The organism is Sphingomonas sp. GlSt437 (assembly GCF_048015635.2).
GTDB lineage: Bacteria > Pseudomonadota > Alphaproteobacteria > Sphingomonadales > Sphingomonadaceae > Sphingomonas.
In genome coordinates this window covers 1,035,572-1,050,774 of record NZ_JBPGYA010000001.1, presented here as the reverse complement: position 1 = coordinate 1,050,774, position 15,203 = coordinate 1,035,572, and the positions used below count along the sequence as shown (strand labels likewise).

General features: G+C 64.0%; 13 protein-coding genes. 8 read left to right on the top strand and 5 right to left on the bottom strand.

Going from position 1 to position 15,203, the window contains the following annotated elements; all coding sequences use genetic code 11:
- Positions 1 to 18: 18 nt before the first annotated feature.
- The gene (locus ACLB0R_RS05225) at positions 19 to 2,274 is read left to right on the top strand and encodes a fimbria/pilus outer membrane usher protein (RefSeq protein WP_434953759.1); all 2,256 of its coding nucleotides are present in this window, start codon (positions 19 to 21) and stop codon (positions 2,272 to 2,274) included.
- On the top strand, positions 2,271 to 2,762 hold the full coding sequence (locus ACLB0R_RS05220; RefSeq protein WP_416642283.1) for a Csu type fimbrial protein: 492 nt from the start codon (positions 2,271 to 2,273) through the stop codon (positions 2,760 to 2,762). The genes ACLB0R_RS05225 and ACLB0R_RS05220 overlap by 4 nt, the downstream gene beginning before the upstream one ends.
- A gap of 25 nt (positions 2,763 to 2,787) precedes the next feature.
- Here the strand turns inward: ACLB0R_RS05220 and ACLB0R_RS05215 are convergent, their stop codons facing one another.
- On the bottom strand, positions 2,788 to 3,672 hold the full coding sequence (locus ACLB0R_RS05215) for a PAS domain-containing protein (protein WP_416642282.1): 885 nt from the start codon (positions 3,670 to 3,672) through the stop codon (positions 2,788 to 2,790).
- Between the two features lie 288 nt (positions 3,673 to 3,960).
- Between ACLB0R_RS05215 and ACLB0R_RS05210 the strand changes: the two genes are divergently transcribed.
- The gene (locus ACLB0R_RS05210; protein WP_416642281.1) at positions 3,961 to 4,194 is read left to right on the top strand and encodes a hypothetical protein; all 234 of its coding nucleotides are present in this window, start codon (positions 3,961 to 3,963) and stop codon (positions 4,192 to 4,194) included.
- Between the two features lie 146 nt (positions 4,195 to 4,340).
- Here ACLB0R_RS05210 and ACLB0R_RS05205 read toward each other — a convergent pair whose 3' ends face one another.
- A complete protein-coding gene (locus ACLB0R_RS05205; RefSeq protein WP_416642280.1) occupies positions 4,341 to 5,828 on the bottom strand; it encodes an MFS transporter in 1,488 nt (495 codons plus the stop codon).
- A gap of 156 nt (positions 5,829 to 5,984) precedes the next feature.
- On the opposite strand from ACLB0R_RS05205, the gene ACLB0R_RS05200 reads away from it, so the two are divergent.
- Genes ACLB0R_RS05200 through ACLB0R_RS05190 form a run of 3 tightly spaced genes read left to right on the top strand, consistent with a single transcriptional unit; the run spans position 5,985 to position 9,090 of the window.
- Positions 5,985 to 6,632 carry a TetR/AcrR family transcriptional regulator gene (locus ACLB0R_RS05200; protein WP_434953758.1) on the top strand — a complete coding sequence of 216 codons (648 nt, stop codon included), beginning with the start codon at positions 5,985 to 5,987 and terminating at the stop codon, positions 6,630 to 6,632.
- Positions 6,633 to 6,643: 11 nt separating this feature from the next.
- On the top strand, positions 6,644 to 7,870 hold the full coding sequence (locus tag ACLB0R_RS05195; protein WP_416642278.1) for a glycoside hydrolase family 1 protein: 1,227 nt from the start codon (positions 6,644 to 6,646) through the stop codon (positions 7,868 to 7,870).
- On the top strand, positions 7,870 to 9,090 hold the full coding sequence (locus ACLB0R_RS05190) for a serine hydrolase domain-containing protein (protein ID WP_416642277.1): 1,221 nt from the start codon (positions 7,870 to 7,872) through the stop codon (positions 9,088 to 9,090). The genes ACLB0R_RS05195 and ACLB0R_RS05190 overlap by 1 nt, the downstream gene beginning before the upstream one ends.
- A 211-nt stretch (positions 9,091 to 9,301) precedes the next feature.
- Here the strand turns inward: ACLB0R_RS05190 and ACLB0R_RS05185 are convergent, their stop codons facing one another.
- Entirely contained in the window at positions 9,302 to 11,596 is a 2,295-nt protein-coding gene (locus tag ACLB0R_RS05185) for a putative bifunctional diguanylate cyclase/phosphodiesterase (protein WP_434953757.1), read from the bottom strand.
- Positions 11,597 to 11,652: 56 nt separating this feature from the next.
- A complete protein-coding gene (locus ACLB0R_RS05180) occupies positions 11,653 to 12,255 on the bottom strand; it encodes a carboxypeptidase regulatory-like domain-containing protein (RefSeq protein ID WP_434953756.1) in 603 nt (200 codons plus the stop codon).
- Positions 12,256 to 12,433: 178 nt separating this feature from the next.
- Between ACLB0R_RS05180 and ACLB0R_RS05175 the strand changes: the two genes are divergently transcribed.
- Both ACLB0R_RS05175 and ACLB0R_RS05170 read left to right on the top strand, forming a co-directional pair.
- Positions 12,434 to 13,249 carry a DUF3034 family protein gene (locus ACLB0R_RS05175; protein WP_416642274.1) on the top strand — a complete coding sequence of 272 codons (816 nt, stop codon included), beginning with the start codon at positions 12,434 to 12,436 and terminating at the stop codon, positions 13,247 to 13,249.
- Positions 13,250 to 13,261: 12 nt separating this feature from the next.
- Entirely contained in the window at positions 13,262 to 13,732 is a 471-nt protein-coding gene (locus tag ACLB0R_RS05170; protein WP_416642273.1) for a group I truncated hemoglobin, read from the top strand.
- Positions 13,733 to 13,807: 75 nt separating this feature from the next.
- On the opposite strand, the gene ACLB0R_RS05165 is transcribed toward ACLB0R_RS05170, so the two are convergent.
- Complete coding sequence (locus ACLB0R_RS05165) at positions 13,808 to 15,154, bottom strand: LLM class flavin-dependent oxidoreductase (protein WP_416642272.1); 1,347 nt, start codon at positions 15,152 to 15,154, stop codon at positions 13,808 to 13,810.
- Positions 15,155 to 15,203 lie beyond the last annotated feature (49 nt).

Here is a 15,203-nt window from a genome sequence, read left to right as displayed (position 1 = left end):
ATGTCCCCCGCGGTTGCCTTGATCGGGCTGATACCCGCCGCGAGCATCATCGTCGCGGCGCCCGACGCAGGATCGGCGTCGACGTCAGACATCATCGCTGCCGGCATCAGCTTAAACGGCGTTGCGCGTGCGCCGGCCATCATTCTGCGGCGCGGCGAGCATTTCTATATCGATCTGGTGGATGCCCAAGTCTGGCGGCTCGTCGTCGACCCTAAGACGTTGATCGATCATGACAATCGGCGCTGGGTGCCGATCGATCGGCTGCCGGGCGCCCGATTGTCTTTCTCCGAAAGCGACCAACGGCTCAGCATCGAGCTGGCGCAGCAGGCCTTCGCGACCCAGCAACTCGACGCGGCGCCCAAGGCACCGTCGGTCGCCGAGGCCCCCCTCGCGCTGTTCGCCAATTACGACGTGAATGTGGAGGGCGGGAATGGCGGATTCAGCGGCAACGCGCTTGGTGAGGCGGGGCTCTCGGGCCAGTTCGGCGCGATCGCATCGTCCTGGCTGTGGAGCAGCGTAGCGAACGGTGGCATACGCCGTTTGGCTAGCAGCTGGACGGTGGACGATCCCGCGCGCCAGCGGCGGCTGGTGATCGGCGACGCGATCAGCCGGCCAAGCTTCTGGGGAGGCGCCGCGCGTTTTGCAGGCGTGCAATACGGCACCGACTTTGGCATCGCGCCTGATCTGGTGACGTTTCCGGTGCCGCGCCTGGCCGGCGTGGCCGGCGTGCCCTCCACGGTCGATCTGCTGGTCGATCAGGGGCTGCGATATCGCGGTGCAGTGGACGCGGGGCCGTTCACGATCGATGGCGTGCCGGTGACGAGCGGGGCACACCGGGCGGTGTTGCTCGTGCGTGATGCCTTTGGCGGCGAGCAGAGCGTCACGGTTCCTTATTATGCCAGCGCCGCGCTGCTCCGCCCCGGGCTGGTCGATTTCGGTATCGAAGGCGGCTGGGAACGACGCGACATCGCGACCTCAACTGATCGCTACACCAACCCTTTTGTCGCCGTCGGCGCACGCATCGGCGTGACCTCGCAATTGACCGTGCAAATGAGCGGTCAGGCGCGGTCCGACGGCCTGTTGGTCGCGGGCGCTGCCAGCACATCGCTCGGGGGTGTGGCGGAGATGACGGTGGGCGTGGCCCAGTCCGAAAGCGCCGGCAAGGCGGCGCGGCTCTATTCGGTGACGCTCGTACGGCGCGCGCCCAACTGGTCATTTGGGATAGCGGTCGAACGGCGCGAAGTGGGCTTTGCCGAACTTGGGCGGCTGGGCGAGGCCGAGCAGGTCGATCGCGTGCTCGCCGACTCCTCGGTCAATACGCCGGTAGGGCGCCTGGCGATCGCCTATGCCCGCACCGTCAATGGGCCGGACACCTCGTTCAGCCTGGCCACTGCCACACTTAGCTACCCAGTGTCGCGGCGGCTCAACCTGGCGCTGTTCGGCCAGCGCGTGACACAGGGAGAACGCGAGTCGCTGCAAGGCTCGCTCACGCTCAGTCTTTCCTGGGGGCGCAACAGTTTGTTCGCCTCGGCCGCGTCCGATGGATCGCGCGTGGAATTCCAACGTTCGCCGCAGTTGAATGGTCCGCTCGGGCTGCGCGCCGGCTTGGTCGATGGCGTGTTCGGGCCGGGCGCGGTGGCGGAGGCCACGCGCTGGTCAGGCCAAGGGGATACGAGCCTCGCCGTCACAATCAATGGCCGTGGCCCCGCAGCACGCTTCAGCGCGAGCGGCGGCGTTCTGGCGACGCAGGGCATGATTGCCGCTGTCCGCCGGGTGGACCAGGGCTTCGCCGTGGTCGACGCGGGCGGGGCGGCGGGGCTCCCGATCTACAATAACGGCCAACTGGTTGCGCGCACCAACCGCCACGGCCGAGCGATCATCCCCAACCTGCTTGCCTACCAGCACAACCGCATCAGCTTCGATCCTGCCGATCTGCCGATCGATACCAATGTTACCAGCGGCGAGGCTGATGTGACGCCGGGCTATCGCAAGGGAGCGATGGTGCGGCTGGGCATCCGAAAGAGCCGCACGCTGCTCGTCACCGCGCTCGATCCGCGCGGACAGCCGCTGCCGATCGGCAGCCGGGTGATCCTGCCGGGTGGCGGCGAGACGATCGTCGGCCGCGACGGCCTGCTCTTTGTCGGCGATTTCATCAGCCGGGCAACGCTGGTGATCGAGTCGGACGCCGATAGCCGCTGCATCCTTACCTTGCCCGCCAGCGCGCCCGAGGGGATGAAACCAATCCAGCTCCAATGTAGGAACCAGGCAACATGATCGACCGCACCCTTCTCCGCTGGCTGCCGCGTGGCGTGGCGCTCGTGATCGCGGGCATGGGCGCCCCGGCTTATGCCTGTACGCTGTGCTCGTGCACCGTCTCGGCCACTGGAGTCGCGTTCGGGGCTTATGATCCGCTGTCGGCGAGCCCGACGGATGCCGTCGGCACGGTGACCGTGTCCTGCTCCGCGGTCGTCGCGCTCTCGGGCGGCTATACCATCCAGCTCGGCCCGGGCCAGGCGGGCAGCTATGCCGAGCGCCGGCTCGCAAATGGCAGCAACCAGCTAGGGTACAACCTCTATCTCGATGCCGCGCGCACGATCGTGTGGGGCGATGGTACCGGCGGCACCGGCACGCAGAGCTATACGCTCGTCGGCCTGTTGACCAATGATGTGAAGAACTACAGCGTCTATGCCCGCCTCCGCGCCGCGCAGAACGTGCCCGTGGGCAGCTATAGCGACACGATCGTCGTGACGGTGACCTATTGAGCGCCCGAGATCAGCGCTCGACGACCTAGTTGTGCATCGGGCTGACCAGCATCAACGCGCCGCTCGGCGCATATTCCTCCCGCAACTGTGCCAAAGTGACGTTGACCGGGCGCTCGACACCAGCATTGGTGAGGAACTTAGTTGCGAAATTCGCTGTTCCTCCCTTGCTGAGAACCTGCTCGACTTGCTGCATGGCCGCGACGCGGTGCGATGCAGGAATGATGTGAGAAAGCATCGTTTGTTCCAAAACCGCGGCACTCAGTCCAAGCAGTTCGACGAGCACGGGGTCTGCTTGAACAAGCGTTGCCCGTGGCGTCAATAGCGCTCGGCCCATCGATCCGGACGCCGAAAGTGCTTCCTCAAGGGCAGTTAATTGTACGAAGCGATGATCGAGTGGGAGCCTGGCTGTACTATTCACGAAAAAGCATCCCGCTCCGCCGCGGAACGGGAAGCATCGAACATGCATCCAATTACCCGGGTAAAGAGGCGAGGGCGCATCGAACGACTCTACCTCGCCCGATTTTGCAGCATAAGCCATTTTTGCCTTGATGAGAGAGTCATCAAATCCAGATATTAAATGATCAAGGCGTTTTCCTATAGCCTCTTTGCGTTCAACCTTGAGATAGGCGCATGCAGATGCGTTGGCATCCAAAACCGAAAAATCTAAATCAACTGAAAGAAATGACTCGTTCATTAAATCTATCGGTAGCGGATAGGCCTGACAGTTAGAGCAATTGTTTTTACACTGATTCAATAAGCTTTCGATTTTTGAAATATCCATCAAAAGATATTTATCCCTGCCGTGATGTGTCACGATCAGATTTTTCTCGTTAAGTTTTTCTTGAATTACGCCAAATTGTCGTACAATCTGCGCAGAACTTACTCGTTGTATATTAAGAAGATCAATCATAGTCGCCTCCCGGTCAGTTACCCATTCGACTGGGAGCCCCCAAAAGAAATCGTAACGGAATATTTTATCGCATTTTTAACGGCATTAAAAGTCTGTTATACAGACTCGCATTTACGTAATTTTTTCCACCGCTTCATATTGAACGGCTTTAATTCTACGGTGCGAAAACGTACGAGGGCCAAGGCAAAGACACGGAAGGCAGGCGCCCGAACGTGCGGGATAAGGTGGTCCAGTACGAGCAGGGCTCAACGGTCAGGAACAATCCTTCATGGATGTATCGTTGGCGACGTGATTGACCGCCGTTCAAAAATGATCAGGAAGCTTTCGAGCGGTGAGGCTCCTCAGCGCTATTGGGGCGATGGCATCAACGAGATTGGAGACTTGATGTTTCGCTTGCTTGCCGATAGTCCCGCGACGGCCGAAGGCACATTTGTTGTCCTGAGCCCACGTCGAGTGACCGTGGAAAGAATTGTTCGCGATTTTGCGGGCACCCTTGAATTCGACGGTATAGTGATCTCGTAGCCGGCGAAGCTCATCAGGCCGCGGTTCATCATGGGCACGCGCCTGGATGCTTAGCTCCAAGAGTACGATCCAACGTTGAACGAGGGTACAAAGCCCCTCTTCCGCTCCCCACCCGAATATGCTTTGCGGTGCTCTCAATACCGCCCTCAAGGCACGAGTGCCGCTGCTCCGGCAAGCGCGGCGGCGCGGCGGTCTTTGAGGTCGCGCAGGATGGCGGCGTGGCTCTTGGCATCGAGCCGGTAGAGGAAGACCGTTGCGATCGCCCCGGCGTACACCACGCCCGCGCCGGGCCCGTAGAAGAAGCCGAGCGCGTCGATCATCGTGTCGGGCAGCCTCGCCGCAGCGCTCGCGCCCTGTTTCGCCAGGTCGGTCGGGAAGTCGATCAGCTGAAGCACCATGCCTGCAATGAAGGCGCCCACGCCCGCCGCCGCCTTGCTCGCAAACGCCCAGCCGGCATGATAGAGTCCTTCACGCCGCGCCCCGAACAGGTGTTCGTGCTCGTCCGCGGCGTCGGCCATCATCGAGGCGAAGGCGATCGAGCCCGCCGCCATCAGCACCCCGCCGACGAACACGATGGCGGACAGGATCCACATCAATTGGTCGCCCTGAAACGGGAACAGCCCGAGCAGGCGCAGCCCCGCAGGTACTGCCTCCGACGCCGCGAGCCCGACCAGCCCGACGATCAGGATCGTGCGCTTCTCCAGCCGCTTGAGAAACGGCCCGGTCAGCGGCGCGCCGAACAGCAGACCGAGGAACACCGCGAGCGTCACCGCCTGGGTCTGCCGCGACGTGAAGTGCCAGAAAAAGGTGTTGGTGTGCAGCCCAAGCGCAGCGTGCGTGCCAAGCGCGGAAAAGAACAGCAGCGCGCTGCCGAACAAGATCCGGAACGAGCGGTTGCGGAACACTTCGCTAAGCTCGCGCAGGACGCGGACGTGCAGCCCGCCATCGCCCGCCGCCGGGGGATATTGGCGGTCGAGTGTGGCGCCGACGACGCGTGATGCGATCAAGCCGGCGACGATCAGAATCCCGGCCAGCGTCAGCGCAAACGGCGTGTAGTGCCCACGCAGCATCTGCGCACCCGGTCCGTTGAAGAAAACGCCGAATCCCAGCGCCACGACCGACAATGTGCCCGTCACCGCGAGCCCCCAGCGCCATGCCATGATCGACGAGCGCTCGTTATAATCGTCGCTCAACTCGGCACCGACCGCCTGGTAGGGCAGGTTGAACAGCGACAGCGCGATCCGTTGCAACACCGAGAGAAGCGTGAGCCAGACGAACAGCGCGGTCGTGCTAAGCCCCGTCGGCAGCGAGAAGATCGCGACGAGCAGGATCGCAACCGCCGGCAGCCCCGCGAGCATGAACGGCAGCCGCCGGCCGAAGCGCGATCGCCAACCGTCCGACGACGATCCGATCAGCGGGTCGACCACCGCATCGACAACCAGCCCGACCGCCAGCGCAATCCCTGCAAGCCCGCCAGGCAGGCCGCACACGGTCGTAACGTAAAACAACAGGAAAATGCTGAGGACCTGGCTGACGATCCCGTCAACGGCATTGCCAGCGGCATAGCCTAGCTTCTGCCCGAACGGCAGTTTGGCGCGGGCGCCCGGTATCGTTGCCGGTGCTGGTTCGGTCACGCCGCTCTCCCGTTTCGCGATCGAGTCTGCGCCCGGTCGAGCGATGGCATAGCGCAAAATCGATATCCGGCCAACAAAAAGGATGTACGTTCTGTAAATGAGGTGATATCGATGCCTCGCTGGAGCCAGCAAAGCTGTGACGACAAGGGAGAGACGGTGGAAGCGTTCGCAACGATCGATGCTCAGGAGCAGCGCGCCGCGCGCCGCCCGCAGGCGGAGCGAAGTGCCGGCACGCGCGCTCGGCTGATCGAAGCGGCGATCACGTGCCTCCACCGCACCGGCTACAGCGCGACCACCGTTTCGACCGTTGCCGCCGAGGCCGGGGTCAGCCGCGGCGCGATGACGCATCAGTTTCCGGCAAAAACGGATCTGATGCTCGCGGTGGTTGGCCATGTGTTCAACCAGGACATCGATCTCTACCGCGATGCGACCGAAGCGACCGACCCCGTCCGGTTCCTGCTCGACTTGCCCCATACGATGTGGCGCGTGATCAGCCGCCCGGCGGGGATCGCGGTGATCGAGATCATGCTCGCTTCGCGCGCCGACCCAGACCTTGCCGCTCAGTTGCGCGCGTTGCAGTCGCGCATCGACGTTCAGGCGCACCGCTGGAGCGAGGATCGCGTCCGCGCTGCCGGACTGACCCCGCATCCCGACGCAGCAGCAATCCACGAGCTTTATGTCGCCGCAGTCCGCGGGCTCGCGATCGAGGCCACGTTTATGGACAATCGCGACGGCGTTGAGCGCTCATTGCGCGTGCTGTCGGCGATGATGCGCCGCCTCTATCCCGACCTCGCCCAAGCCTGAAGGAGAAGGTTATGCCCCGTCCCGTACCCGAAGGCTTCCTGTGGGGCACCGCAATTTCCGCGCACCAGAGCGAGGGCAACAACCTCAATTCGGACGCCTGGCTGTGCGAAACAGTCAAGCCGAGCCTTTACAAGGAGCCATCGCGCGACGCGTGCGACAGCTATCACCGCTATGAGGAAGACATCGCGATCGCCGCTGACCTGGGCTTCAACTGCCACCGGCTGGGCATCGAATGGGCGCGGATCGAGCCCGAGCCGGGCATGTTCTCGACCGCCGAGCTCGACCATTACCGCCGCGTGCTGGAGGCGTGCCACAAGCGCGGCCTGAAGCCGATGGTGACGTACAGCCACTTCACCGTGCCGCAATGGTTCGCTGCGCGCGGCGGGTTCGAGGTCGCCGACGGTGCTGACCTGTTCGCGCGCTTCGCCGAGCGCTCGACCGCAGCATTCGGCGACCTGATCGCTTATGCCTCGACGTTCAACGAGGCGAACATCCAGCGGCTGGTCGGCTTGCTTCGCGGGGGCAATCCCGAGGCCCGCAGCGCGATCGCCGCGATGCTTGCCGCCTGCGCCAAGGCGTGCGGATCGGAGCGTTTCTCGTCGCTGCTGTTCGCGCCGGTCGGGACCAGCGAGCCGGTGATGGTCGATGCGCACACCAAGGCAATGGCCGCGATGAAGGCGGGGCCAGGCGACTTCCCCGTCGGGCTGACGCTGACGATGCAGGACGTCCAGGGCGTCGGCGACGGCCACAAGGCGGAAGCCCTGATCGACGCGCTCTATGGCCCGTGGCTCGACACCGCGCGCCAGGCCGATTTTGTCGGCGTCCAGACCTATACCCGCATTCTGGTCGGGCCGGAGGGCCCCTTGCCGCCGCCCAAGGGCGCCGAGCTGACCGGCGCGCACTATGAATTCTACCCACAGGCGCTCGGCGGCACGATCCGCTTCGCGCATGAACGCATCGGGCGGCCGATCTATGTCACCGAGAGCGGCATCTGCACCGACGATGACACGCGCCGCATTGCCTATCTCGATCAGGCGCTGGCCGAGGTGCGCCAGTGCCTTGACGACGGGATCGATGTGCACAGCTATATCTGCTGGTCGCTGCTCGACAATTTCGAATGGACGCGTGGTTACGGCGAGCGGTTCGGGCTGGTCCATGTCGACTACGAGAGCTTCGCGCGCACGCCCAAGCCGAGCGCGCATCACCTCGGCGCGATCGCGCAATCGGGGATGATCTGATGGAGCGCGTGGCACCAGAGACGGTGGGGCTATCGAGCGCCAGCCTCGACGCGGTCGATGCGGCGGTGCGGGCGCAGATCGACGCCGGCGTGCTGGCCGGCGCGGTGACGCTGACGGCGCGTCACGGCAAGATCGCCCGCGTGAGCACCATGGGCGTGAAGGACATCGAGACCGGCGAGCCGCTCGCGGCGGACACGATCTTCCGCATTTTCTCGATGACCAAGCCGATCACCGGCACCGCGATGATGATCCTCCACGACCGCGGGCTGTGGCACCCCGACGAACCAATCGCAAAACATTTGCCCGAACTCGCCAATGTGCAGGTGTTCACGGGCGAGGATGGGGACGGCAACCCGATCCTAGAAGCGCCCGGCCACGCCCCGACGATGGGCGAGCTGATGACGCACCGTGCCGGCTTCGCCTATGGCCTCAACCTCGGCCCACCCACCGACCGCGTTGAGGCCATGTACCGCGAGGCGCGGGTGCTCCAGGCCGATGACCTGAACGACATGGTCGCGCGGCTGGCGACACTGCCGCTCGCCTACCAGCCGGGATCGCGCTGGCGCTACAGCCTGTCGATGGACGTGCAGGGCGCGATCATCGAGCGGCTGAGCGGCCAGAGCTTGTCCGATTTCATGCGGACGCAGATCTTCGAACCACTTGGCATGGCCGACACCGCCTTTTTCGTGCCGCCGGCGAAGAAGTACCGGCTCGCGACGCTCTATTTCAAAGGACCCGACACGCCGCTGATGGCCTTGCCCGCCAACCCGGTGCGCCCCGACGCCGATACCGAGCCGGCGCTCGGGATGGGCGGTGGCGGGCTTTATTCAACCGCGCTCGATTACGCTCGTTACGCGCAGATGTTGCTGGGCGGTGGCACCTTCGGGGGGAATCGGATCATAAGCCAAGCGGGCGTGCGCGAACAGATGACCAATCGCCTGCCCGAGGAAATGCTCGCCAAGAGCTGGGTTGCCGGCCACCAGCGGTTCCGACCCGGGTTCGGCTACGGGTATAATGGCGTCGTCTTCCACGATCCTGAGCTTGCCGGCGTGCCCGTGGGCAAGGGGACGTATCAATGGGACGGCGCGGCGGGAACATGGTTCTGGGTCGATCCCGCCAACGACCTACTGTTCGTCGGGATGGTCCAGCTGCTGTCCTACGCCGCACCACCGCTGCAGGAGACGACGCAGAGGTTAATGGCCAACGCGATCGACAAGTAAGCGCGGATTGATGTCGCTACGGCGGCGTTTTGCATCAAATGACGGCGCCTGCTGCGGCGGGCGTTCGTCCGCCCCTGAATCGGGGGAGCTGGTGCGCTCAAATGATGATGTCGGCCATAGGTGACGTACGGCAGCTTTCGACATTGACGGTGGCCGGCCCGAGCGACCAATTATGGGCGCGTTGCGGGCATCCGGCCGCACCAACCCGGCGTCAGCCGGCCTTGCGCAGGTCGCCGGTGAGGAGGCTTGCCGTGTCGCCCGCTTCAAGGGGTCGGCTGAACAGATAGCCCTGAATGCTGGTGCACCCTTCCTGGCGCAGGGCATCCCATACCGCGTCTTCCTCCACGCCTTCGGCTGTCGTTTCCATCTTCAGCGCCGTCGCCAGATCGACGATTGCCTTGACGATCGCCTTGGCGCTCGAGTCGCCGACAAGGTCGGTCACGAACGATCGGTCGATCTTAATCTTGTCGAACGGGAAGCTGCGCAGATAGCTGAGCGACGAATAGCCGGTCCCGAAATCGTCCAGGGCGATGCGGATGCCTAGTTCCCGAAGCTTGTGGAGCAAGCCAATGGTCGACTCGGCGCCATCGAGAAAGACCGACTCGGTGATCTCGATTTCGAGCCGATTGGGGGCAAGGCCACTGCGGCCCAGCGCCTGGAAGACAATGCTCGCAAAGCCCGAATTGCGGAACTGCAAGGGCGAGACGTTGACCGCGACGCGCACATGCTCCGGCCATTGGTTGGCTTGGCGGCAAGCCTCATGCAGCGCCCATTCGCCCATCGCAATGATCAGTCCGGTTTCTTCCGCGACGGGAATGAAGTCGACTGGTGCAATCGCGCCGCGTACGGGATGCTGCCAGCGCAGCAGCGCTTCGAACCCGCCGATGCGGTTGTTCTTCAAATCATAGATGGGCTGGTAATTGAGGCGGAACTGGCCGAGCCGCAGCGCCTCGCGCAGATCGAGTTCCATTTGCCGGCGCTTGCGGGCGGCGGCATCGAGGCTCGGCTCGAAGAAGCGGAAGACGCCGCGCCCGTCCTGCTTGGCGCGGTAAAGCGCGAGATCCGCGTTTTTTAGCAGTGTATCGGCATCGTCGCCGTCATCGGGCCCGATCGCGATACCGACGCTCGATCCCGTGGCGATTTGGTGGCCACCGACATGCTTTGGCTCGCGCATCTGATCGACAATGGCCTGAGCGAGCTTGCGCGCGCGATCCGACGCGGCGGTTTCATCCAGGATGATCGCGAATTCGTCGCCGCCCAGCCGCGCGACAATGCCGTCATGCGCCAGCATCGCCAATTCCGCGCCGATCTGGCGGAGCAGCGCATCGCCGACGGGATGGCCCAGCGTATCGTTGACGCCCTTGAAGCCGTCGAGATCGAGGCATAGCACACTCACCTGCCCGCCACGCTTGGCCGCCCGGCCGATCGTCGCTTCGAGCTGCTCGCGGAACAGCACGCGATTGGGCAGCGCGGTCAAGCCGTCATGGAAGGCGAGATGCGTGATCCGGTTTTCGCGCTCGACGATCCCCGCCGACATGGTGTTGAAGCTCTCTGCAAGCCGGGCCAGCTCGTCCTTGCCCTGGATCGCGACTTCGGTGCGCGTCCCTTCTTCGAGCGCCTTGGCGGCCGCGTCGAGCGCCGCGACCGGACGGGCAATGGCATTGGCCAGTCGCCGGCTGCCCCAGACGACCAGCAACAGCCCCAACAGGCCCGCGCTTATCAACCCCAGCTGCAACAGCCGATAGGGCGCAAGCGCGGTCGCCAGCGGATAGCTCAGCAACAATATCGCCCGCGCCTGGTTGCCATCGCCCGCCAGCGGATGGGCAAGCGCCAGTGCCTCGCCGCCAAAGCTTCCCAGGGTCGCGATGCCATCGTGCGGACCGGACAGGAAGCGGGTCAGCGCAGCATTGTCGACGGGCGCAGTGCCGGCGGCGATGCTCCAGCCCTTGGCGGTCCGGCGGACAATCGCTGCATGCAGCGGCACGGCCGACAATCGCTGGAGCGCGCGCATTTCATCGTCGTCGAGGCGGATCGCGAAGACGACCCAGCCAATCTCGGTCGGCGCCATGATTGGCGACAACACGACGCGATAGACGCCGCTCGGCGCGGTGACGACCGCGCTGCGCGCGTTGTCGGGCAGGGTGAAGGGCAGTTTTGCGACAACCGGGCGCAAATCGTTCGCACCGCTGCCGATGACCTGGCCGGCCTGATCGATGACAAAGGCGTTATCGACTTTGGCGCGGGCGCGCAGCGTTTCCACCGCCGAATCGATCGTCGGGGCGTCGCCGCTCATCACCGCGCTGCGAAAGCCGAAGTCGCGGGCCAGCACTTCGGCCGAGTTGGTGAGGGCGTCGCGGCGGAAGGTCCAGATGCGCTCGAACACGCTGCCGCTGGCGGAAAGCTCGTCGCGCGCCGCCTCGGCGGCGTGGCGCAGGATCATTACCTCGGCCGATCCCGCCACCACGAGCAGCGATGCGGCGAACAGCAATCCGTAAAGGACGGCCAATCGCGTTCGCAGGTGGCGAAATCCGGTAAACCGGTACCAGGGACCGGCTGCTTTCGTCATCGCGCCTTCAACACGATGGTCTTCGCGATGCTACCGGCCGGCAGCGTCAGGGCTTCGCGCATTTCATTGTCGGGCGTGCGCAGCGAGGGATACCAAATGCGGAGCGTCACAGCGCCTGCCGGAACATTGGCAATCGTCACATGGCCGTTGGCATCGGTCTTTGCGGTGAACGGGCTTGTCGTCACATAGATGAAGCCCGACATCACGTCGTGGATGTTGCAGCCCAGGGCGACCACGCCCGGCTTGTCGAACACTTCGCTGCGGCTCTCGTCATGGCCGTAAAGCTTGATCTCGAACTTGTGCGTCTTCGACGCCGAATAGACGTGGTGGCGGACCTTGTCGCGATTGGGGAAGCTGACGGTCGCGCCTTGCGGCACGATCAAGACATGCGGCTGGAAGCTGATATTCTGCTGCGCCATCACATAAGGCCAATCGAACTTGATCGGCCCGGCCGGTGCGCGGGGCGCATCGATGCGGACGACGGCTTCCTTGATCGGCTGGCCATCGGGGCCCTGAACGGTCACCTCAAGCGTCGCTGCTGCTGCGGTTGAGGAGACGCAACAGAACAGCGGCATCAACAGTCGGACGAGCATCGCCATTTCCTCCACGGGGCGCGGTAGACCCGAGCGCGTTGCGATATGGTAAAGCAGCGCTTAACCCGGAAATAACCAAAGCGGGTAAATATCGCGTGTCTGCGACAGCGCGAGAAAAAACGTGTTACGCCAATTACTAATCGCTTCGGGGCTGATTGCCGCCTGCACTCTACCGGCGGCCGCCATGGCCAAGGAACGGCGCGAAGGCGGCAAATTGCTCCTGACCGCCGGCGTCTCGACCGTCGAAGGATCGGCCGGTGGCGGCTTGGCGAGCTGGGCGTTGATCGCTGGCGATGAGACCGAAGACGGCATTGGCGGTCGCGCGCATGTGACCGTCGTGCCGCTCGCTGACTACACCCTGCTGAGCTATGGCGGCGCGATCGGCATTAACGATCGTATCGAAATTTCCTATGCACACCAGACCTTTGACACGCTGAAGATTGGGCAGGCGCTGGGGCTGGGGCATGGCTTCAAGTTCAGCCAGGACGTGCTCGGCGCCAAGCTGCGCGTGCTGGGCGACGCGGTTTACGGGCAGGACAGCTGGCTGCCGCAGATTGCGATCGGCGTTCAGCACAAGCGCGCCGCGCAATCGGCGATCATCGGCGCGGTGGGCGGTCGTGCCGCGGCCGGCACCGATTTCTACGTGGCGGCGACCAAGGCCGTTCTGTCGCAGAGCCTCGTCATTGATGGAACGGTGCGCTTCACCAAGGCCAATCAGTTCGGCTTGGTCGGCTTTGGCGGCGACAAGAGCAATGCCTATTCCGCCCAGTTCGAGGGGTCGGTCGGTACGTTGGTGACGCGCCGATTGCTGGTCGGCGGCGAAGTCCGCACCAAGCCGAGCAATCTGGGTTTCGCGCGCGAGGATGCGGCCTATGATATCTTTGCTGCCTGGGCCATCCAGCGGCATGTCCAGTTGACAGCGGCCTATGTCGACCTTGGCAGCATCGCGACGATCAAGGGGCAGCGCGGCGCCTTCCTGTCGCTTCAAACCAGTTTTTGAGGAACCAAGACGATGACGATTTTGGCGCTGGCGCTGCTGATGATGGCTCAGCAAGTCCCGGTGGGTGAGCAGCCCGTCGACCCCTATACCCCAAGCAACGCCAATGCCGGCGCCACGCCCGTTCGCGGGAAGGGGTTGTGGCACGCTTTTCACGAACAACCCGGCGTTGACCGGGTCGTCGACGGCTTTGTCGATCGCCTGGTCGCGGACCACCGGATCGCCGAGATCTTCAAGGGCCAGGACATCGTCCGGCTGCGGCGCACCCTGAAAGAGCAATTCTGCTACATTTTGAACGGCGGCTGCGATTATTCGGGCCGCACCATGACGGCGGCGCACCATGCCATGGGCATCCAGACCAAGGATTTCGATGCGCTGGTCGAGGATTTGCAGGCCGCGATGCGCGCCGAGCATATCGGTTTTCGCGCGCAAAACCGGCTGCTCGCCAAGCTCGCGCCGATGAAGAGAACAACGGTCAATCAATAGGGCGATGTCGCGGACCTGGGGAAGGGCTGTCCCTGTCGGTGACCGCGTTCAGGATAACTTACCGGCCCGCCATCATCATTCAGCCGCCTCGGCAAGTGGCGCAAAGAAGCGATTCTCGGGCCGCGTTAGGCCGAGATGATCGCGCAGCGTCGTCCCCTCATACTCGGTGCGGAACAGCCCGCGCCGCTGCAGCTCGGGGATGACGTGATCGCAGAATTCCTCAAGGCCGCCAGGCTGCCACGGGAACATCACGTTGAAGCCGTCCGATCCGCGTTCGACCAGCCACTCTTCCATGCCGTCGGCGATCGTCTTGGCGGTGCCGACAAAGGCAAGACCGGCATAGCTCCCGGCCTTGGCGGCGAGTTGGCGGATCGTCCAGTTGTTGCGTTTCGCGGCCTCGACGAGGCGCGCGCGACCACTGCGCCCGGCATTGGTCTCGGGAATTTCGGGGAGCGGGCCATCGGGATCGAAGCCCGACACATCATAGCCCAATTGGCTCGACAGCGACCCGATCCCGCTGTCGTAATGCACCAGGCTGTCGAGCAGCGCGCGCTTCTCCTGTGCTTCCGCGTCGCTCTCGCCGACCACGACGAAGGCGGCGGGCAGTATCTTCAGGCTGTCGGGATCGCGCCCCAGCCGCTCCATCCGGCCTTTGACGTCCGCGTAAAACGCTTTGCCTGCTGCAAGATTGGGCTCGGCACCGAACACCACTTCGGCGGTTTCGGCGGCAAGCTGGCGACCGGGTTCCGACGCGCCGGCCTGGACGATGACCGGCCAGCCCTGCACCGGCCGTGCGATATTGAGCGGGCCGCGCACACGCAGTTCCGGCCCGACATGGTCGAGCACGTGCATCCGCGCCGGATCGAAATAGATACCTTCGGCTACATCGCGCACGAACGCGTCCTCGGCGAAGCTGTCCCACAGCCCGGTCACGACATCGTAGAATTCGCGCGCGCGAACATAGCGGGCGTCGTGATCGAGATGGCTTTCATAGCCGAAATTGAGCGCCGCATCGGGATTGGCGGTGGTGACGATGTTCCACCCGGCGCGACCGCCCGAAATATGGTCGAGCGAGGCGAAGCGCCGGGCGATGTGATAAGGCTCGTCGAAGGTGGTCGAGGCGGTCGCGACCAGCCCGATCCGCTCCGTGACCATTGCGAGTGCGGACAACAGCGTGAAGGGCTCGAAACTGGTGACGGTGTGGCTGCGCTTCAGCGCATCGACCGGCATGTTGAGCACGGCCAGATGATCGGCCATGAAGAATGCGTCGAACTTGGCTGCTTCCAGCCGTTTGATCAGCCGCTGCAGCAGCGGAAAGTTGAAATTGGCATCGGGCGCCGCGCCGGGGTAACGCCACCCGCCGGTGTGGATCGTGACCGGGCGCATGAACGCGCCGAGGTGCAGTTGGCGGGGCTTGGTCATGCGCGAAACTCCTGTGGAAAACAGGTTATCCGCCCGCGCCACCCTGCCG

Bases quoted from the DNA above. Each gene is read 5' to 3' on its own strand.
- ACLB0R_RS05220 (WP_416642283.1), top strand. From the start codon at position 2,271: ATGATCGACCGCACCCTTCTCCGCTGGCTGCCGCGTGGCGTGGCGCTC.
- ACLB0R_RS05215 (WP_416642282.1), bottom strand. From the start codon at position 3,672: ATGATTGATCTTCTTAATATACAACGAGTAAGTTCTGCGCAGATTGTA.
- ACLB0R_RS05195 (WP_416642278.1), top strand. From the start codon at position 6,644: ATGCCCCGTCCCGTACCCGAAGGCTTCCTGTGGGGCACCGCAATTTCC.
- ACLB0R_RS05190 (WP_416642277.1), top strand. From the start codon at position 7,870: ATGGAGCGCGTGGCACCAGAGACGGTGGGGCTATCGAGCGCCAGCCTC.
- ACLB0R_RS05180 (WP_434953756.1), bottom strand. From the start codon at position 12,255: ATGGCGATGCTCGTCCGACTGTTGATGCCGCTGTTCTGTTGCGTCTCC.
- ACLB0R_RS05175 (WP_416642274.1), top strand. From the start codon at position 12,434: ATGGCCAAGGAACGGCGCGAAGGCGGCAAATTGCTCCTGACCGCCGGC.
- ACLB0R_RS05170 (WP_416642273.1), top strand. From the start codon at position 13,262: ATGACGATTTTGGCGCTGGCGCTGCTGATGATGGCTCAGCAAGTCCCG.
- ACLB0R_RS05165 (WP_416642272.1), bottom strand. From the start codon at position 15,154: ATGACCAAGCCCCGCCAACTGCACCTCGGCGCGTTCATGCGCCCGGTC.